The organism is Caballeronia sp. M23-90, assembly GCF_053574605.1.
In genome coordinates, this window is sequence record NZ_JBSIPA010000002.1 from 23833 (window position 1) to 44731 (window position 20899).

The 20899-nt window shown below is 55.8% G+C and carries 9 protein-coding genes and 1 pseudogene; 6 read left to right on the forward strand and 4 right to left on the reverse strand.

Going from position 1 to position 20899, the window contains the following annotated elements; all coding sequences use genetic code 11:
• Window positions 1-56: 56 nt before the first annotated feature.
• From ACRXB1_RS00540 to ACRXB1_RS00555, 4 genes are all read left to right on the forward strand, one after another.
• Entirely contained in the window at window positions 57-3269 is a 3213-nt protein-coding gene (locus ACRXB1_RS00540) for a glycosyl hydrolase family 65 protein (protein ID WP_449490706.1), read from the forward strand.
• 162 nt (window positions 3270-3431) lie between these two features.
• The gene (locus ACRXB1_RS00545) at window positions 3432-4655 is read left to right on the forward strand and encodes a L,D-transpeptidase (RefSeq protein WP_449490707.1); all 1224 of its coding nucleotides are present in this window, start codon (window positions 3432-3434) and stop codon (window positions 4653-4655) included.
• Window positions 4656-5377: 722 nt separating this feature from the next.
• Entirely contained in the window at window positions 5378-5653 is a 276-nt protein-coding gene (locus ACRXB1_RS00550; protein ID WP_449490708.1) for a DUF1488 domain-containing protein, read from the forward strand.
• A 697-nt stretch (window positions 5654-6350) separates the two neighbouring features.
• The gene (locus ACRXB1_RS00555) at window positions 6351-7883 is read left to right on the forward strand and encodes a CYTH and CHAD domain-containing protein (RefSeq protein ID WP_449490709.1); all 1533 of its coding nucleotides are present in this window, start codon (window positions 6351-6353) and stop codon (window positions 7881-7883) included.
• 767 nt (window positions 7884-8650) lie between these two features.
• On the opposite strand, the pseudogene hpnN reads toward ACRXB1_RS00555, so the two are convergent.
• The 4 genes and pseudogenes from hpnN to ACRXB1_RS00575 all read right to left on the reverse strand — a co-directional run bounded on the left by hpnN (window position 8651) and on the right by ACRXB1_RS00575 (window position 13852).
• A pseudogene (gene hpnN, locus ACRXB1_RS00560) lies at window positions 8651-11252 on the reverse strand (hopanoid transporter HpnN).
• Between the two features lie 248 nt (window positions 11253-11500).
• The gene (locus ACRXB1_RS00565; protein WP_143325519.1) at window positions 11501-12037 is read right to left on the reverse strand and encodes a hypothetical protein; all 537 of its coding nucleotides are present in this window, start codon (window positions 12035-12037) and stop codon (window positions 11501-11503) included.
• A gap of 274 nt (window positions 12038-12311) precedes the next feature.
• The gene (locus tag ACRXB1_RS00570; protein WP_449490710.1) at window positions 12312-13082 is read right to left on the reverse strand and encodes a helix-turn-helix domain-containing protein; all 771 of its coding nucleotides are present in this window, start codon (window positions 13080-13082) and stop codon (window positions 12312-12314) included.
• Window positions 13083-13192: 110 nt separating this feature from the next.
• A complete protein-coding gene (locus tag ACRXB1_RS00575) occupies window positions 13193-13852 on the reverse strand; it encodes a BON domain-containing protein (protein WP_218642325.1) in 660 nt (219 codons plus the stop codon).
• Window positions 13853-15296: 1444 nt separating this feature from the next.
• Here ACRXB1_RS00575 and ACRXB1_RS00580 point away from each other — a divergent pair.
• Both ACRXB1_RS00580 and ACRXB1_RS00585 read left to right on the forward strand, forming a co-directional pair.
• Window positions 15297-17675 (forward strand): HAD-IC family P-type ATPase, encoded by a 2379-nt coding sequence (locus tag ACRXB1_RS00580; protein WP_449490711.1) that lies wholly within the window; start codon window positions 15297-15299, stop codon window positions 17673-17675.
• A gap of 470 nt (window positions 17676-18145) precedes the next feature.
• Entirely contained in the window at window positions 18146-20491 is a 2346-nt protein-coding gene (locus tag ACRXB1_RS00585; protein WP_449490712.1) for an ATP-binding protein, read from the forward strand.
• Window positions 20492-20899: the final 408 nt, after the last annotated feature.

Here is a 20899-nt window from a genome sequence, read left to right on the forward strand (position 1 = left end):
GCCAATGTCTCGGTGAAGATGCCGGGACCGTTTGAAGTTTACGTCTTCGGATCATTATGATTTCTTATCCGGTCGTAACGCTGTCGCCGCGCGACTACGACGCAGTCTTGTTCGATCTGGATGGCGTGCTGGCAAAGACGGCGAACTTGCACGCTTGCGCGCGGAAGCAACTGCTTGGGAATCTCCTTCAGCAGCATGATGTTCAGACCGGTACGCCATCGGTTCCGTTTAACGTTGACGCGGACTATGCCCGCTATGCCGACGGAAAATCGCGCTACGACGGTGTCGCAGCGTTCCTTGCGGCGCACGAGATTCATTTACCGGTCGGCTCGCGTGATGACGAGCCCGAAGTGCAAAGTCAACGCTCACTGGGCAAGTTGGAAAGGGAATACTTTCTTCAGAGCCTGAAAGCAAACGGCGTCGAGCTCTACGACGCGTCGATTCAGTTGGTGCGTAAGCTCCGTGCGCTGAACATCAGGACTGGCGCCGTATCCTTTGTTGGCAATAGCGCGGATGTGCTCGAAGCAACTGGTATCGCACAGCTGTTCGACACAGCAATGGACTGGCTGGACGTTGATGGCGGCAGCTCGGATGCGGAACCACAATCGGACGTGTGGCGAGATGCGGTGCAGCGCCTCGGCGCAGACATCTCAAGAGTGGCCGTAATAAGCCAGTGGGTCGCAGGAATAGAAGCCGATCATGCCGACCGATTTGGATGCGTCATCGGCGTTGATCGAGGTGGGCGCACGCAGGAACTGCGCGACGCCGGCGCTGACGTCGTTGTCACAGACTCGTCCCAGGTGCAGGCGACGGCCGAACCGCCTCCCGAATGGTCATTGGTATTCACAGGCTTCGAGCCCGCTCATGAAGGCGTTAGGGAGACCTTGTGTACCTTGGGAAACGGCTACTTCGCGACTCGTGCGGCCGCGCCATGGAGCATTGCCGACGAAGTGCACTATCCTGGAACGTACCTCGCGTGCGGGTATAACCGGCTGCACACCAACATTGCCGGAAGAGTGGTCGAAAATGAAGACCTCGTTAATCTTCCCAACTGGCTGCAACTGAAGCTTCGCATCGGCACAGGGGACTGGTTCGACATGCAAGCCGTGACGCTCTCCTCGTACCGCCAAGAGCTTGATCTTCGTCGCGGCATGCTCTTGAGATCGATATCATTTGAGGACGGCAAGGGGCGCCACAGCACGCTTAGCGAGCGCCGCTTCGTCTCGATGAGGGACACACATCTAGGTGCGCTGGAGCTTACGCTGACCTCCCACGATTGGTCCGCGCCGGTCACCGTATGCTCGGGCATCGACGCAGGTATCGTCAACAGCGGCGCCAAGCTATACCGCAAGTTCAACAACAAGCACATCGAGCCGCTCGCGGCGCAGGTCATCGGGGCCGACGGCGTGGTGATGAACGTACGCACGAATCAGTCGCACGTGAATGTGGCGCAGGCTGCGCGCACCCAGGCAATGCACAACGGGAGGCTGTTGGACCTGCCACGGGATGTGATCGAAGAGCCAGGGTACATTGGCCAGGAGATTTGTATGGGCCTGGGCAGGGGCGAGTCGCTTGTCATCAATAAAATTGCGGCGTTATATTCGTCGCGCGACCCAGCCATCTCCGAGTGCGCGTTGGAAGCTCGCAAGGCGATCTCGCGAGCAGGCTCTTTCGATGAACTCGAGGCTGGTCACGCGTTGACCTGGAAACACCTGTGGCGGCGTTTTGACGTGCTCATTGAGCCGGTTGACCCGAGATTCAAATTGAACGTGTCGATGTTATTGCGCCTGAACATGTTTCACCTGCTGCAGGCCGTGTCGCCGAATTCTATCGGCCGAGACATTGGCGTGCCTGCGAGGGGATGGACGGGGGAAGGGTATCAAGGGCATATTTTCTGGGATGAGTTGTTTATCCTTCCGTTTTTCAACTATCGCTTGCCAGAAATCACCCGGTCGCTGCTGATGTATCGCTACCGACGCCTTGGGGAGGCTCGCGCGGCCGCTGCCGCGGCAGGGTATGCGGGGGCCATGTTCCCTTGGCAAAGTGGCAGCGACGGAAGCGAAGAAACCCAAACTTTCAATCTCAACCCGCGCTCGCAGCATTGGGTGCCCGACAACTCTTACTTGCAGCGCCACGTGGGCAGTGCAATCGCGCACAACGTCTGGCAATACTTCCAGGTTACGCACGATGTCGAATTCCTGTATTCATATGGCGCGGAAATGATCCTCGACATTGCCAGGTTCTGGTCGAGCATCGCGAAGTTCAACCAGGAGCGTGGACGCTTCGAGATACACGGCGTTCTTGGGCCCGACGAGTTCCACGACGGCTACCCTGAATCCACAACGCCCGGCGTCAATAACAATGCCTACACGAACGTGATGGCCGTCTGGGTGCTGTGTCGAGCCCGGGATGTGCTCGATCTTTTGCCCGAAATGCGGCGTGCCGAGCTGACGATCAACCTTGACTTGACGGCCGGCGAGATCGCCCGCTGGGACGACATCAGTAGGAGAATGTACATCCCATTTCAAGATGAAGGGATTATCAGTCAGTTTGAGGGCTATGAGAAGTTGACCGAGCTTGACTGGGATGCGTACCGTGCTCGTTATTCGAACATCCAGCGGCTCGACTTGATTCTCGAGGGCGAGAGTGACAGCGCGAACCGCTACAAGCTTTCCAAGCAGCCGGATACGCTGATGCTGTTCTACCTGTTTTCCGCCGAAGAACTCACTGACCTATTCCAGCGCATGGGATATACGTTCCAGAGCGCGGCAATTCCGCAAAACGTCGACTACTATACGAACCGCTCATCGGATGGCTCCACGTTGAGCCGGGTGGTCAATGCGTGGGTCCTCGCCCGATCGGACCGGCCGCGGTCCATGCGTTTCTTCGCGCAGGCGCTGCAGAGCGACGTGGCTGACATCCAGGATGGCACAACTGCGGAGGGCGTGCATCTCGGGGCAATGGCCGGGACGGTCGATATCGTGCAACGGGTCTGGACCGGTATCGAAATCAAGGATGACGTCTTGCGGTTCAACCCTCAGTTGCCGCATGACATCGAGCACCTCGAGTTACGCATACGTTATCGTGGTCACTCGATCGCACTGAGGCTCGATCACGACACACTGACGCTACATGCCCATGCCGGGGCTGCAGCGCCCATATCTTTTCTCGTTGGCGCACTAACGTATGAACTGAAAAGCGGCTCGACTCGCGTTGTTCCACTCACCACCCAGGCAACGGAGCGCACGATGCAAGAAGCCGGTGTCTAGATGCTCGGATAACGGAGTACGAAATTTCGAGAAGATCATTTATTTTCCTGACATAAGCGTCGGACTGCGTAGTTTCCGAACCTACCGTTCATGCCACGCTTACCACTATGATTGCATGACAGTGTGAACCGAGGAATAGACACAGATGTGCCGGAGCTTAAAGTGAAAAATGGAATTGTTTGGGCTCGGATCGGAGCTAGTGTTTTAGCGGTGACAGCGGTTCTCATGGTAGCCCAGCAAATCGACGGTGCAAGCAATGGTTGGCGAAGCAGTTACAGAGAGCAGTCGTTAAACATGCGTTACCGTGCAGTGACGGGAACCCACAACACTGCGGCGACCCAAGACCTGTATGTGCGGCACAATACCGAACGGGTCCTGAAAGTCGGTGCGATGCCGACACCGTGGGTTTTGCGAGATTCGCGCGTCTCTTACGTGGGTGGTGACATATATTCGTTGGAGAGTGACCTTACGTCCGTTCGGGACCCGCCCAATCCGGCTATGAGGCGCACTTCGCTGCGCAATCCGATCGGCGTTGACGGGGGCTCGGATGTCGCAGCTTCTGAAGCTGAGAATGCCAACGTAGTTTCGCCAAATGTCGCACAGTCAGAAGGGCTCGATGCCACAGGCGCGTTTGAGATGGATAAGACTTTCGCGGACGAAGTACAGAGACGATTGACCGTGCCTCCGGCTGACCAATTGCTCTACGGCTCCAGGTTGGAACGAGCACTGCAGGCAAAGTCCCTCGGCGCGATCGCGAACGAGTATGTAGTGCTGGTCGATCGTAACCAAAATGTGCAGGCGTTGTTTATCTACTTCCGGGCAAAGGCCGACGACACCTGGCGTATGGTTGGCGCTACACCTGTGTCAACTGGTCTTCCCGGAACCTACGACCATTTCACCACTCCTCTCGGCGTTTTCGAACATACGCCGCGCAACATGGACTTTCGCTCGGAAGGGACGCTCAACGAATTCAAGATCCGGGGTTACGGAGCGCGCGATATGCGTATCTACGATCTCGGTTGGGCTCAGGGTGAACGTGGCTGGGGAAAGGGCGGTATGTCTCAGATGCGCTTTCAAATGCATGCAACCGACCCAGACAAACTAGAGCCTGTCCTCGGTATTCGCCATTCAAAGGGTTGCGTTCGGATCCCCGCAGCGCTCAATGTATTCTTCGATCATCATGGCATCCTCGACGCAGACTATGAGGCTCGCGTGGCTGCGGGTGAATCGCTATGGATATTAAAGCCCAGGCGTGACCCGACCCCATGGGCAGGACACTATATTGTGGTCATTGATTCCGCGCAGAATGTGCGCCCCGCATGGTCGCCGCTTCCCGACGGAAAAGCCCGGTCGCAATTTCCGGCGCAGGGAGATTCGGCCGACTAAATCGAGCCCTCGGGATGTCAAATATTATCATCGTGAAGGCGCGGGGATCGGCGTTGTGAATTGTGCGGTGTTTTCTTCGATCCACGGTAGCGCACCTTGAGGAAGCCAAACTGCTGTTGACCACACGAAACGGTTACTCGACTTTTGCCCGGGTGCTTGCTTTAGGGTAGGAGGTTGCAAGGGTGAAGTGCCACAGGGGGCTAATGTCTAGAACCTGCAGGTTGTTATTTGGAGTAGCCCGCATGCGCGATAGACGCATTGCTGCCAAAGCATTCGAATGGCTGGATTTTGCAACGAGTTTCGGCTTGTAAGTCGTGCTTGGCAGGCAGGCTTGTGCGTGCAAGTTGCGCCGCTAGCGAGGAGACCAATATTTCTCCGTTCGTTTTTCAAAATCACGTGATTTCCAAGCCCCGCTCTTTCTCATCAAGTTGACAAATGTCACGGTGTGAGTTTCTGCCATGCCTATGCTCAGATATACACCGTCTGACCAAGGCTTCGTGCAACCCGCCGTGGTCGCAGATCTGTCTTCTTACCTTGGCGGATGCACGAATTTCATGAATTGGCACGTGTTCGGGGTCCGACGTCTTGCTCCCTTCGCATTCGACATAAATGATTGGAGCTCCGACCTTATTAAAATCGCCCGTGGAAAAAATCAAGTGTGCGTGGGAGGGTTCGAAACCAAGTTATAAAGACAATGCAGATAAATCGTTGAGTGGATCATAATGAAGATATCTTTCCCGCCTGAAAGTCCCGCTTACTGTGCAGTTGACCCTGCCTTGGCGTTTCCCGCCGTAGTCGACGGCGTCCGCCTCAAATGTACTATCACAGCCGAGGCACTCGAAGACCATTTTGGTGCGAGGTCGGTTCTTGAAGAGGATCTCAAAAAAGCATTCGGAGCGCATATCCATGCCATCCACGTAGCGGCAAGGCGGATTTTCACCGAGCTCGGCGTGATGCCCGTAGCGCTGCATAGTGGTTACTTTAGGTTCTTTGAATGAAGGTGGTCCGATATTCCGACCTGGCTCGGTTGTCTGGAGGATGACTCTCACTCCGTTCGGACAGTTTCGTTTGGGCAGATCGGGACGCAAGCCTGGTTTGCGCGGGAAGCCTTTGATGTCCCCACGGTCGGTCGCCGCGGGAGCCTAGAGTCGCTTGCAATAGAATTAAGGCGCTTTACTAGTCAGATGCAGTCGCCCAATGATTGCAGCTTTCCGAGCAGCGCCAACTTTGGCGCTGCAGTCAAGATCACTTCCCTCTATGACCGCACTCCCGTCACAAGTCACGAGCAACAATGCCGAGCGTGCGAGAGCAACGTTGCCGGTCCTATATACATCTATGCTCCAAAAACAGGCTGGTCTTGGCGCTATTAACTTGACAGCGGCAATGCGCCAACCGATTCCAACGCTGTGCCATCAGTGTCGACTCGCTAAAACCGCTGCATGTTGCTCAGGTCGTTTCTGCCATCGCGGCTGTGGCGATCCAGGTGGCAGGGGTGCTCCGGCGATGTGAGCGCCGGCATCGCAGCCGCGGCAGTTGCAAGCGGGCATAGATGGCACGATTTCTTCCTTATTCCTCGTGGTGCTGGCCGACGGCTATTCTGGTTGCAAACCCGACGCTGCGGGCAACCCCGGGCGATGGCGAAAGCCTCGCATTCGGCGACCAACACAGCGGGCCTCGACAAACGGAGAGTCGTACATGGAACGCGAAATCAAGCTTCAAGCAAGTAAAGACCAACTCAAGCAGATTCGTTTGCTGCCAATGCTGGTCCCCTTGCTCGAGGTGCCGCCTCGAACCAAGCATCTTGTCAGCACTTACTTTGATACCCAAGACCTGATCTTCCACGAACAAGGTCTTGCCCTACGCGTAAGAGCCATCGGCGAAGCGTTTGTGCAGACGCTCAAGACGGAAGGCTCGACCAGAGCAGGCATGTATGTCCGAGAAGAGTACGAGACGCCCGTAGACGCGAATGCACCCGATATCAAGCTGCTCCGAAACTGCATCCCAAAAAAATCACCTGTCGCCAGACTCCTGGCAATGACCGACGTAGGTACGGCTCTCGTTCCACGATTCACGACCACGGTCAAGCGTATCGTCTTGTCCCTGCGATTCCCGGATGGAGATGAGGTCGAACTCGCGCTTGACGATGGCGTTATTGAAAGTGGTTCCTCGTCCGAGGTTTTGCAGGAAATCGAACTGGAGCTCAAAAATGGCAAGCCAGACCGTCTTTATCATCTCGCGTTGGACCTGTTAAGAGCGGTTCCGATGCGCATCGCTACTCTGAGCAAAGGCGAGCGCGGGTACAACTTGATCCGCCCAATGTCCCACGCGGCAACGGGGGCCGAGCCAGTTGAGCTGAGGAAAAAAGATACAGTCGAGGCCGCCTTTGAATGCATTGTGCAGAACTGCCTTGCACAAATTCAGGGTAACGAACTTGGCGTCATAAAAAGCGCAGATGCCGAACCGGTTCATCAAATGCGCGTTGGCATTCGACGTCTGCGCTCAGCGCTTGACTTGGTCGAACCTCTTATAATCTTTCCCGTTTCCCTTGAAGTGGAGCTTAAATGGATAGCTGAGAAGCTGGGCGCTGCCCGTGATTGGGAAGTCCTGGTCACGTCATCGTTGTCCGGGACGTTTGGGGATGCGCACAGCGACTTTGATGCGCAAGCAATGATAGGAATTGCCAAAGAAACCGCACGGCAACATCGCACTGAGGCTGCAGCCGTGGTGAACTGCACCCGATATGCTTGTCTCATCATTGAAGTGACGCGCTGGTTTGAACAATCGCAATGGCGCGAAGGCCTGGATGAAGAGCGACGTGATTCTTTGAGCCGACCCGTGAGCGAGTTCGCGGCCGAAGCGTTGCATGAACGGCACCGCAAACTAATGAAGCGGGGACGGCATCTTCCGGACCTTGACCCCAAAACTCGCCATCACGCACGGATAGCGGCGAAAAAGCTCCGATACGCGATGGAATTTTTCGCCACGCTTTATGAGAAGAAGACACTTCGAAATTACGCCGAAACGCTCACGCAACTGCAGGATGATTTAGGGTGGCGCAATGACTTGGCGGTCGCCGACCGCTTGCTTCGAGATCTTGCTGCGATTGAACCCGATGCCGTGGTTAGCGCGGCATATGCTAGAGGATTTCTAGCGTCGAGTATGGCAGAGGACTACGGCAAGCTCAAGATGCTGTGGAGTGAGTTCAAGCGACTGTCTGCACCGAAATGAAACTTGACACTGGTTTGGTTCGGTCGAGCGGACCGAATGTGTACCGGTCGCCGCCGGCTTTTGGTGAGCGGCTAGCTTCTCGATGTTTCGGCGGTTTTAGGTTTGCGCGAACCCTTTTTGCTGCCAAAAGCGACATATAGTCAAGGATGTGTGCTCGTCTCGATAGGATGCCATCGTGTCCTCCTACATCTTTGAGACAGCTTGCACTGATGTGTGCGTTTCTCTGGCTATCTGCTCCACAACTTTCTCATCGCTGGATTTGGTCACTTTTTGTTTCCTCATTCAGAAGCAGTAAGGGGCAGAGCTGATTTTTCCGACGCGAATGATGAGGTGATCCAGACAGGTTTCACCGTCCAGAACGGTCCTCAGCCAGTCGTCGCGGGCGGAACTGGCTTTTCACTGGCTGTTAGATCACGGCTGCTGGTTGGCTCTCAGTAGTTTCGCGACTATGGACTCGCGACTGGCGTATTTTCCGGGTGATCAACCATGAGCGGGCCCACTGCGGGGTTGGTTGCAAAACCCGGCGGTCCAGATTACCTCTGCGCCGGAATGTCTTTCAGACCGTAAGATGCCTAAGCTCCGATCGTGACCGCTTATCTTGCCCAAGGGGCGGAGAGGTAAGCGCTGACCCAAACCGGTGCAATACGAACTTCGAATCTGGGCGGCGCGGGCTGGGAGCGAAAGCGCTGATTGACGGATCAGATGACTCAGCCCCGCCGTCGCGCGGTCTGGCAACACGCATCGGTTCCAAGCTCAGCGGGGCAGGCTCATTTCTTCGAGACACCCTTTTCGCGTGGCTTACCCAGTAACACGGGCTGGGACACCACGGCGCCAATTAGCATGCAGAACAGCGACAGCGTGAGCAGCCGTCCCATGCTTGCGGTGCCCGGAAGGTGACAGCCACAAGCTTCCGAACGCGGTTGCAGTGGTGGCCGCACTGAATACCACAGCGTGGGTGAGGCTCGACTGCAACAGGCCAGTCTGCCCGCTGCGCCAAGCCATCACATAGTAGATCTTGAATGCTACGCTGACGCCGAGCATCAGCGGGAGCGCGCTGATGTTCGCGAAGTTGAGGGGCATGCTGAACACAACGCACAACTCAAGCGTGACAGTCGCCGAAACCAGCAGCGGAATCAGCGTGCGCAATACGTCGCCGAAGCGGCGCAGCGTCAGCCACAGCATGATCGTGATTGTCAGCAAAGCCCAACCCGCCGCCTGCAGGAATGCCTTTATGATTGTTTGCCGAATGCAGGACGGAGATCGGCCCACCGATCGCGCTTGGCGCGGCGGTCTTCACAGCCTGCGCGAAGTGGCGCAGCATCGTGTCGTCGCCTGGGTCGGTGTCAGGCGGGACCTTCGGCTCAATGTCGACGAGCGCGTGGCCATCGGTCGAAACCCAATCGCGCGCGATATCTGAGGGCAGGCTGTCGCGCTTGATCTCGCTGGGCTGTAGCAGCTTCAACAGTTCTTTAAGTGCAGTCTTCAGCGGCTCTGCCATCGCGATTTCGGCGAGGTCGCGCGTGGCAGCGTTGCCGGCAGCGAGCTTTAGCAGCGTCGTCAACAGATGATTGGCCTCTGAGGCACCCAGGCCGGGGTGATCTTCTGCGGCGAGCGACAGCTGATTGGCCGCGCGCTGCAACGCGGCGACGCGTATTGCATCGGTCGCAGACGGCGCCAAAGCTTGAGTGAGGGCAGGCAGTAGTTGCTGCGCGGCACTTGCGACCAGCAGGAGTTTTTGCTGCTGTTCCGAGGGAACGAATGTGGAGAGCGTTGTGACGCGGCCGATCTCCGGTAAGGTTTTCAAGTGCGCAGCAACGCGGTCCGCGTCCGCGAGCGAAGGCGTCAGCACCTGTACGTGGTTCACTGCAGCCTCGGGAGAATTCTTCAGTGCCAGCAGCGTTGCCATCGATTCGGTATGCGGGTCATTCAGATGCAGCGGATTGAAGTCGAATTGGAGATGCGTCAGCAGCGGCAACGCGCCAATCACCACCACGAGTTTCGCAACCAGTAACGGCTTTCGGTGGCGGTTGAGAAAATCGTCGGACGGGGGCCAATTGTTTGAAACCCGGCGAAACAGCTTCCCATGGCGGATTGAAAACCTTCAATAGTGCAGGCAGCAACGTGATGTTGGTCACATATGCGACGAGCATCCCTATGCCGGCAATCTCGCCGAGCTCCGACACCCCCCGATAGGCCGTCGGCAGAAACGAGAAGAAGCTGGCGGATACGGCCACCGCAGCAAGCGTGAGCGGCACGCCGATGCTGTGCGCAGTCTTGACCAGCGAGGCTGCAATCCGGTCGTCGGAATGCCGCTCCTCGCGATATTTGACGCTGAACTGTACACCGACGTCCACCCCGAGTCCGACAAACAGCACCATGAACGCGACTGAAATCATGTTGAATGCGCCGACCATCATCAAGCAGAGTGTCGTCGTGACAGCGAGTCCAACGAACAGCGCAATGAACACCGCTGCGATCATGCGTCCCGAGCGCAACGCGAGCCACAGGATCACCAGCATGATGACACGAGCGGCGACCCCGTGGAGCGTCGCGCCGTCCTTTACTGATGCGAACTCTTCGTCGGCGAGCGGCTGTTCGCCAGTCAATCGAGTTGTCGCGCCGTAGCGTGCAGCGAGTTGCAGCGAAGCCGCGGTTGTGCGGATCGCTTGCGATGCGCGCGCCTGGTTCTAGCGCGCCATAGTCGACTAACGGCTGCACTGTGATGAACGCGCGGGCTGTTCTATCCACGCATCCTTCGACTAGTGCACGCCAGGAAAACGCCGCTGGCTGGTTCGCCAGCACCCGATCGATCACAGCGGCGCCTTGCGACAACAGATGGCGCATGTCGCTGAGCTTCACCTGACCGGTCAGTAGTGGAAGCAACAGACTAGTTGTCAGCACGCCGGCGAGTCCGCTCACGCTCGGATCGTGCGCCAATGCGTTGGCGAGCGGGCGCGCTTGGACGAGCTTTGTGGTGGTGGACCGGACCTCGTCCAGTGGCAGGAAAAGCAGGCTGTTGTGCTCGAAGAACGGGCCTCCGGCCGGCTGCACGGCGCTAACGAACTCTTTGGGTTGTTTCTGCAGAGCTGTGGTCAGCAAACCTGCTGCAACGTCCGCAAATTCAGGGGCTTGCGCTTCTACTACAACAAGGACCGTCTGCGCGCGCTGTGGAAAGGCTCGGGTCATTGCGTGGTCTAGACCAAACCACACTTTATTCGCTTTGACGAGACGACTGATGTCAGTATTGATCTTAAAATTGTGGGCGACATAAAAGCCACTCAGAACGGTGAGCACGAGCGCGACCGCGATGACTCGCCCCGGATGACGGACCGACCACGCTACAAGACCCACGATGGATGCCTTCAGCATCTAGGCGAGGTGTGATCTGTCTCAGATATTCTATGAATCTTTTCGAGCATCGCTTTTCTCGCGTTGATATGACGGAGAAGGGATTCGCTCAGATCTGTTGGATGGTTTCGAGATTTGGGTGGTGTTGAGCATGCATGGCGTCCCACAAGGTTGAACGCCTGTTTTCAGACCAGGGTGAACCTCCGGGCGGATTGCCGACGGCGCGACCGGCAGACCGCGAGCAGCCTGCAGTGAGATGCGATGGAAACCTAGGCGGCCACCGCAATTGCGCTGTTTGCAACGGGCTCGACGAGACAGCAACGCATCGCGTGATGTTTTGCTGCTTCGTTGCTGTGATCAATCGCGCAAAGCGCGATGGCATGCGCAGCTTGCGCTTCATGTGCCGCTAACGCTACGTCCCCATCTTCGTAGTGTTTAGCAGCCTGGCGTAGGTATCGGGCGGCATGCTCATGCAACTCCGCTGCCGCATCATGGTGCTCCACTACGTGCAGGCTGCTTTGGAGTATCTCGGAAGAGCCGAGCGACACGGGATCAGAATGCGAAATGGGCTCTTTGACGGTCGCCATCTCGCCACTCGCCCTCTTCCGGTAACGATCGGACACTGTCTGTCCCTGGGCGAGAGCAAGCAACGCATGACCATGTGCTACGAGAGCTTGGTGTGCTGCATGCGAATAGTCTTTTCCTGCAAGGTAGTGCCTGGACGCGTCGATGTGAAGCCGTGCTGCATGCTCATGACTCGACGGAGCCGAAGTTTCCCGCGCGTTTTCACTGTGATTCGTTTTCATCTTTATTCCACCTATGCTGTTAGCCCTCGTTGCAACACAATGCGCTGTCGGCTTCAAGCGCGATAGCCTCGGATACTACTCATCGTTGCTACCGTAAAGATAAATCTGACTGGCGTTTGATTGTAGTTGCCGATACAAGGCTCTTCGTCTTAAGGCGTGGGTGGCCGAGGGATTGTAGCGTTGCGACATATGCCAGGGTGCAGCTAAGACTGTTGCTGTCGTCGATAACTTGAGCAAGGCTGCAGCGACCGTCGAAGATACGGTGCACAGCGGATTACATGCGTGACAAAGCGGGACGGTCGACAATTCGTATTCCCTTGCCTTGGACGTGAACAAGCCCTCGCTTTTGCAACTTTGAAAACATTCGGCTCACGGTTTCCAGTTCGACTCCTAAGTAGCTGCCCATTTCTTGCCGCGTCATGCGAAGGTTGAATTCTTTCGGAGAGTATCCCTGCGCTTTCATCCGGTCGGATATATCAAGAAGGAATGCGGCAACTCGTTGTTCGGCAGACATCGTTCCAAGCATCAAAAGGAGACCGGACTCTCGCACAATTTCACCGCTCATCAGGCGAATTAAATCGTTTTGCATGGAGCTGACTTCGCGGCACAGTGATACCAGAAGCGCAAAGCGGATGACGGATGCCTCACTGTCTTCGAGGGCAATTGCATCGCAGTTGTGCCGTTCGGCGAAGACGCCGTCAAGGCCCAGTGTCTCGCCCGCAAGGTGAAATCCGGTCACCTGCTCGCTGCCGTCCCGATGATTGACGACTGTCTTGAAGCAACCGACGCGGACGGTATAGATACTATTGAATTGATCGTTAGCACGGTACAGGACCTCGCCGCGTCTCACCTTTCGTGTTGTGGATAACAGCGCATCCAAACGACTGAGGTCCAGCGGGATGGAGGATTTCGCGACGTAGAATTTCGGTGTCGGATTGTGGACGCGATTTGTAGAAGCATGTGTAAAAATCGGGAGTTGAGCACGGAGTTGCGTGCTCGAAACCGAAGTTTCGTTGGCAGCATTTTCTAGTTGGAAGGAAGGCATGATCGACTCCTATTCTTGCATCGAACGAATGCAGGTGACTTTTTTACCGTTAGGAAAGCGATTTATCCGTCTAAAATAATTCGCTGACTTACGCTCACATACCGGTTTCGTCAACGCAAGATGATCAGGTCGTTCTCCACGGCGGTAGCGCCGGGAGTGGACCAAGCGGCCGCGACCGCGAGGTCACGGTCATGTGGGGAGCGGACGCTTCCGGCTAGCCTGACCGTTGCGCCGTTTGCCGTGACGGTAATGTTGCGGGAGTCCGACCACGAACGACTTAAGGCGTGCATTAGGTCTCCGCGCACTTGCAAGACATTAATAGGAGGCTTGAGCGTAATCTGGTTGGTCACGCCGATTACGCCATGAAGTCGGCTAACGTCCTGAGCAGCGGCTTCTCTCTGGAAGTTCCGGTCTACTTCTCCGCTAAGTGTTATCCACCCGTCTTCCACCTTCACCTCGACCGCTTCTCTCGGAACAGCGACATCCCACTCTAGCCGGTTCACGACTGCCGCTGCGATATCGCCGTCGCTGCGTTTTGCATCGAAGGCAAGTCGGACTTCGATATTCTCCACGACCGCTTCGACTCCCTTTACCCGTGATGCAGCAGCTTCGGCCGCATGTTTTTCTGCGAAGGTTTCTACGCGCCCTGTCAGCGTCACGATGCCAGCAATAGCCGTAACACCGATGTGGGCAGCAATCACGCTGGGTTCCCACGCAAGCTCGGAAAGGACTGCTTGTTGCAATTCGGTGTCGTCGTAAATAACTGCCATGATGTCTCCAGGATGAGTAAAGGTAATGCATGTGACGAGAGAATCGCTACACTTCAACATGTCGCCCCAGCGGTCAGTATTCCGTGGCCCGTCTTTCCTCGATGTGATCAATCAAAGTGGACGCTTTTGATGATAGGGGGTTGAAAGCTGTCCGGATAGACTCGGAAACTACTTAGTTTGGCACGCTCGAATTCGGGGCTGCTGCCGTTTTACGTTGGGCGTCTGGGGCAGTTCCCGACTTGCCATGTTTTCGCACAACCGCACCACCGTGGGGAGCCGATCGGCGTCGAGCGGCGGTACGCACTTGCAATATCGCAACCTTAAGCAAGGCTCGGCCTTCTTTTAAGGCGTAGAAAGAATGGTCCAGGCAGAGAGGGGCGGGTATCCAGATGGTAATTGTGCGAGTTGCTTAGGTCGTCGATCTGCTTGAGCTCCTCATTCCACCACGTCCTCCCGGTTCGGTTATGCAACTCACTTCCGGCGCGACAGAAAACCATAAATATGATTCACCTTGAAGTTGTGATTCGCTGGATAACAGCGTCCTGATCCGATCAAATTTTCGCTCCGTCTGTGCGCGCTACCTTGACAGTCATCATTGGTCAACTTTATACCCACCAGTTAGACTTCCGGTTGCATTCGCTCTTACCCGAATACATTACACGCGACGCAGCACACCGGGAACCTCTCCTGAGTAGTTTCCGAGCCTGCTCGCTCCGATGAATCATAGCTATCATCGTAGTGCGGTCGAGTTATGACTAGCGGACTGTGGTCACGGATCAACCTTCGCTTTTAAGAGTCGAGGTCTGCGGCGCGCGAGGCGGGAGGTGATCGTGCAAAATGAAGTAGGCGGTTCCTGGATATTATTGAGTTATGTGATGTTGCTCCCGCTGCTGATCGGTTATTTGGCATTCATTGGTTGGGCGACGGTCATTTCACATTTGGATAAACGCAAGGACCTACGAAAAAGAAATCCTCGTTTTCGATAGCAATAAACGTATTTGATTTCGTTGTTGCATAGTGGTTGAAGATCTAGAAGGTGCTCGAATGAGGTCATTTGGTCAATCCGACACATGTCTTGAGGGACGTGTCGCGATACACGGGAAAGTTAGGTTTGCCATCTAAATCCGGAGTTCGGTAGACCGTAATTTACTGGTCAACGATCCATGGCGTACCGCGGCAGCGTCGCAATGAACTTCTGGCCGCTGCCTCCAAAGAAAAGATTACAAATTAACGAAAACTACGCGTCGGTCGCAGTGCATTAACTCTATGGGAAATCGAAGAGGGTCGCGAACGCAGAAGGGTTGGTTCCCTATGAATGCGCGTTTAGGACAGCAACAGTTGCCTGCAAGGTTCCCGAGCAGATTGTTGAAAATACACCGACCACTCCTAAGGTCGTTGTTGTTCAACGATTCGGCAAACGTAAGCTCTATCGACGAGATTATTTATGACGCTTAACCCCGCCGCCGCGACAGTCAGCGCCCCAAAGAATGACTCGCTCCCGGTTTTGAAAGAAGGCTTACCTGCCGGACTGACTACTGATGAGGCACAACGCCGACTAGGGACGTCCGGTCGGAATGCTGTGCCCGATACATCGGTACACCCGGCGCGCATGGCGCTTATCAAATTTTGGGCACCGGTCCCGTGGATGCTGGAAGCCGCCGTTGTGCTCGAAATTTCACTTGGTAAGTATGTCGAAGCGGCTATCATCGGAGCGCTTTTGTTGTTCAATGCGGCCCTCGGGTTTGTCCAGGAGAGCCGTGCACAGGCGACTCTCGCTGCACTAAAGTCACGGCTGGCGCTTACTGCAACGGTCCGGCGAGACGGCAGATGGGTCAACATCCCCGCAACTGAACTGGTGATTGGCGATATAGCTAAGCTGTCACTCGGTGGTGTGGTTGCCGCTGACATGCGTCTGAGTTCGGGCGAGGTTCTCCTGGATCAGTCCATGCTCACGGGAGAGTCCGTTCCGATCGAGGCTGGGTCTGGCGTGGAGACGTTCGCAGGCGCGCTGGTAAGGCGGGGTGAGGCCGTGGCAGAGGTCACCGCGACTGGGGTACGTACCAAATTTGGCCGCACGGCTGAGCTAGTCAGAACGGCTCACGTAGCGAGCTCCCAAGAGAAAGCTGTTCTGCGTGTGGTGCGCAATCTCGCCGCGTTCAACGGCATTGTGATCGCTGTATTGATGGTCTACGCATATTTCCTAGGGCTGCCCTTGGCGGAGATTGTCCCGCTCGTATTGACTGCAGTACTGGCATCGATCCCGGTGGCATTGCCAGCAACTTTCACGCTCGCGGGCGCGCTCGGTGCGAAGGCGCTTGCGAAACGCGGTGTATTACCTACGCGTCTATCGGCGGTTGACGAAGCGGCGACAATGGATGTCCTATGTGTCGACAAAACAGGAACGTTGACACTCAATGCGTTGCAGGTGACGACGGTACGCGCTATGAGCGGTTTTGACTCGCCGCACGTGCTGGCGCTCGCAGCCCTAGCGAGCGCTGACGGCGGGCAAGATCCGGTTGACGCCGCGATCCGGACGGAAGCTTCCAAGAATTGTGTCTCCGATGCGCCAGACATGATCGACTTTTTGCCATTCGATCCGGCCAAGAAAATGTCAGAAGCGACCGCGACCGATGCAAGCGGAGCACACGTGCGTATTGTGAAGGGAGCATACGCCATGGTTATCGCCCTCACGCAGCCGTCTACCAGCGCGAGTGCGTCTGCCGATGACCTCGAAAAACAGGGTTTCCGGGTGTTGGCCGTAGCCGTGGGGCCGCAGGGAGGCATGACGCTGGCAGGCCTTATTGCGCTCAGCGATCCACCAAGACCAGACTCGACAGCACTCATTGCCGAACTACGCGGCTTGGGTGTCCAGTCGCTAATGGTAACAGGGGACGCGCCGGCGACCGCAGCGATCGTGGCCAGCGCGGTCGGACTCAACGGCGCGGTCTGCCCCGCAGGCGCCATTCCAAGTGGCGTCGAACCTGGAAAATTTGCTGTATTCGCTGGCGTCATGCCTGAGGATAAGTACAAGCTCGTCAAAGAGTTCCAGAGAGGCGGGCATACGGTCGGTATGTGCGGAGACGGCGCCAACGATGCGCCTGCTTTGCGACAGGCGCAGATCGGAATTGCGGTGTCAACTGCAACGGACGTAGCAAAATCGGCCGCAGGAATGGTACTAATCCAACCCGGGCTTGCCGGTATCGTTGCCGCCGTGAAGGAGGGCCGAGTTACTTTCCAGCGCATCCTCACTTATACCTTGACATCGATTATCAAAAAGATCGTTACCGTACTCTTCCTGGCGATCGGATTGGTCATGACCGGGCACGCCATTCTTACTCCGCTACTCATGGTCATCGTAATGATCACCGGTGATTTCCTGTCGATGTCGTTGACCACCGACAACGTCGAACCATCTGCTTACCCTAATGCCTGGCGCATTGGCAATTTGACCATAGCGGGCTCAATCCTTGGATTTTGCTTGCTTGCCTTCTGCGTAGCAGTGCTCGGCATCGGGAAATTTAACCTTAATCTCGGAACGGGAGCGCTGTGTACTCTGACGTTCATTGTTCTTGTATTCGGTGGCCAGGCAACGGTATACGCCGTGCGGCAACGCCAACATTTGTGGCGGGCTCGGCCGAGCCGCTGGTTGGTCGCCTCGACTTTTGCAGACGTGCTAATCGCCTCAACGTTGGCTGTCGTCGGAATAGCGATGACGCCGCTACCGGTTGGCGTGGTCGCGGGTGTACTTTTGGCGTCGGTAGTTTTTTCATTTGGGTTGGACGTTGTAAAGATCCCAGTATTCGCTCGGCTGAGAATCTCGTGAGGTCTGCAGATTCTCTAACAGGCAATGCCATTTTGACTTCGGATTTGGTTAAGACAACGGCGCTGGTTAGTGCAAGGACAAGCAAACCCGAGCGTCACCGGTGAGGATTGTTCGGAACTTGGATGTGCGGCCCCTCTCTGGTTTCAAGAAGGTAATGTGGTAGGTTTCACTTGGCATGACATATCTATTGTGCGCCGCACTTCTATTACTCGCCGCACTTCGTGCATCACATGATCCCCTTGGGGCGCCATTCGCTCTTCGCTTTGCTGACTTTGCCGAAAAAATAAGTAGGCTTTGTCTTAGTGGACGACGCTGCTCGCAGAGCGAGGACAGAGTGCACGCGGCTAGTCGCGCAACATCGGCCAGATTACCTATGGAAGCCATGGTCAGCATATGTAGATATGGATACTGGGCTCCGGGCTTGATGTCAAAAATGCGTTTCCTACGCACTCGATACAAAGAAGGGGAGTATGACTGCATCTACTGAAAGTCTGGCCGGAGCTTTGCCCGTCGAATTTGACCAATATCACGCCGCGCTCGCAAGCATGGGCGAAGGGATAATTACGACGGACGCGCAGGGATATATCACCTTCATGAACTCGGTGGCTCAGTTGCTAACCGGTTGGACGCAAGCGAAGGCGGTTGGGATGGCGGTTGAGAAGGTCTTCAATTTAGCCAATAAAGGGACTAATCTAGTTTCAGAGAATCCGATAACAAAGGCGCAGAAGGAAGTTAGGGTCGTTACGATGAGGTTGACCTCGATTATGATCGGGAAAACTAAAGGTCAACAACAGGTCGACGGCAGCGCAGCGCCGATTTTTACCTCTGCTGGAGAGCCGGCGGGAGCCGTGGTTATATTTCGAGATGCTACTGAAAGCGCCGGGCAAGCGCGGTGCATGCAGCTTGCTCTGGATGACGCTAACGACCTGGTCAATACTATTCGCACACCATTTCTTACTCTTGATGGCGATCTTCGCGTCGTAAGGGTAAATGCTGCATTCTGCGAGGCCTTCTCTGTTTCAAAAGTAGATGTGGAAGGTTTTGGGATTTATGAGCTAAACAAACAACAATGGGATGCACCGACTATTCGTGATGCGCTGGATGAAGTCCAATCCGGTCATCGTTCCACGAGAGATTGCTGCGTCGAAATGGACTTTCCCAGGATCGGAAGGAGGATCATCGCGCTAAATGTACTGCGTCTGGGAGCGGATGACTGCGGTGTGCACTCGATCATGCTGACCTTCGACGATATCATTGGTAGCCGTCGTTCGGAAACCGGCCCTTTGGTTTCCGAGGTTTCGTACAAGCGCTTGTTTGAAAGCGCCAAGGACGGAATAATTGTGCTCGACGCGAAAACCTTGAAAATCAGCGACGCGAACCAATTCCTTCTTGATTTGCTTGGCTACTCTGTCGGAGAGCTACTCGGCAAGGAACTCTGGGAAATTGGCTTTGTTGCAGATAAGTCGGCGAGCCAGTCCGTTGGTCGAGAGCTGCAGGATCACGGTTATGTTCGCTATCGTCACCTGCCGCTGGAAACGAAAGACGGGAAGTGCATCGATGTAGAGGTGATCAGCAACATTTACTCGGTGAATCAACATGCCGTTGCCCAATGCAACATTCGCGACATCAGTGTCCAATCCAGAATGGAGCGAAAACTTCAAGAGCAGACAGATGCCTTGGCCGAACTGCATAGCAGAAAAGATGAGTTTCTAGCGATGCTCAGTCATGAGCTTCGCAATCCTTTGGCGCCAATGGCCAATGCAGTGCGCCTTCTGAAGCTGCAGTGTGACGAGGACCCCGTTCAGGGGCGTGCGCGGGGAATAATCGAGCGTCAGTTGACCCAATTGACCCGACTTGTCGACGACTTGATGGAGGTATCTCGCATCACAACCGGCAGAGTTCTCTTGCGCAACGACGTGGTCGCGGTAAGCATGATTATCGAGAATGCGGTGGAGACCGTCCGACATCTGATGGACTTGCGGCGACACCAGTTGCGGGTGTCGTTGTCCCCACAAGTCGTCTGGGTGTACGCCGACGCCGCTCGTCTGGAACAAGTTTTTGTGAACCTGCTGACTAACGCCGCCAAATATACGGAAGAAGGTGGTCATGTGACGGTGACTCTTGAGCAGGAGGGTGAAGATTGCGTGGTGCGCATCCGCGATACTGGCGTGGGAATCGGCCCAGAGCTTCTGCCACACGTCTTCGATCTCTTTACGCAAGCGGAGTTATCCCTGGATCGATCGCGAGGCGGCTTGGGGGTTGGTTTGGCTTTAGTGCGAAGTCTCGTGGAAATGCACGGAGGACGCGTCGATGTTCGAAGTGTTGAGGGCAAGGGAAGCGAATTTGTTGTCCGTATTCCGGCGGTGGCATCTCCCGCATCGCAACCATTTTTAGCACGATCGGAGACGAACAAACAGGGCGACGCCAAGTTACGTGTCCTGGTGGTTGATGACAACCTCGACACCGCTGAAAGCATGTCGATGCTTGTAGAAACCTTGGGGCACGATGTCCTCATCGCCCATGAGGGAAACGCGGCGCTGCAGGCGTTTCGCGAGTTCAAAGCAGACGTGGTGCTATTGGATATTGGCTTGCCGGGGTTAACTGGGTACGAGGTAGCGGCCTGCATAAGGGCACAGGAAACTAGTCACAAGGCCGTGCTGGTTGCCATCACCGGGTACGGTCAAGAATCAGATCGGCAGCTTGCGTTGGCGGCCGGATTCGACCATCACCTCGTCAAGCCAGTGGATTTTGACAAAGTAATCGCAATTTTAAGAGTTGCTTCCGAAAGTGGCGTTGGAGTTGCTGCGCGAGCATAGCTATAGCAGGGTCATAGAACATCTTCAGATTACGAACCTCATTCATCTGCTAAAGCGAGCGGGGTTCAGCCCCGTACCATCCTCGCTAGTGCCGCTCGCTCATCGTTCTGGCCTTTGGAGCCCGAGCCCTTCGTCCACTAATCAGTTTTTGTGGAGGGGCTCTCGTTGGTGCGATGTCCCTCGACCTAGACCAGACTGGATCGTGCGCCTCTCGACGAAGGCATGGCGGCGGACATGGGGCCATATACAGCCACATTGGCGGTCATTGCCGTAGGATTGGCCGGTCTGCCACGTATTTTTGGGCACAGGATACGACCGGCGAAAGGATTGCGCCAGGTGTTACAGCGCCGCGCGTTCCCGCCGTGTGAACGGCAAACCCTTTGGCGATGCAGACTGTGCGCCTCCGCG

What these genes read in the sequence shown, in the direction of transcription:
- ACRXB1_RS00540 (WP_449490706.1), top strand. Translation starts at nt 57, where the DNA reads ATGATTTCTTATCCGGTCGTAACGCTGTCGCCGCGCGACTACGACGCA.
- ACRXB1_RS00550 (WP_449490708.1), top strand. Translation starts at nt 5,378, where the DNA reads ATGAAGATATCTTTCCCGCCTGAAAGTCCCGCTTACTGTGCAGTTGAC.
- ACRXB1_RS00555 (WP_449490709.1), top strand. Translation starts at nt 6,351, where the DNA reads ATGGAACGCGAAATCAAGCTTCAAGCAAGTAAAGACCAACTCAAGCAG.
- ACRXB1_RS00565 (WP_143325519.1), bottom strand. Translation starts at nt 12,037, where the DNA reads ATGAAAACGAATCACAGTGAAAACGCGCGGGAAACTTCGGCTCCGTCG.
- ACRXB1_RS00570 (WP_449490710.1), bottom strand. Translation starts at nt 13,082, where the DNA reads ATGCCTTCCTTCCAACTAGAAAATGCTGCCAACGAAACTTCGGTTTCG.
- ACRXB1_RS00575 (WP_218642325.1), bottom strand. Translation starts at nt 13,852, where the DNA reads ATGGCAGTTATTTACGACGACACCGAATTGCAACAAGCAGTCCTTTCC.
- ACRXB1_RS00580 (WP_449490711.1), top strand. Translation starts at nt 15,297, where the DNA reads ATGACGCTTAACCCCGCCGCCGCGACAGTCAGCGCCCCAAAGAATGAC.
- ACRXB1_RS00585 (WP_449490712.1), top strand. Translation starts at nt 18,146, where the DNA reads ATGACTGCATCTACTGAAAGTCTGGCCGGAGCTTTGCCCGTCGAATTT.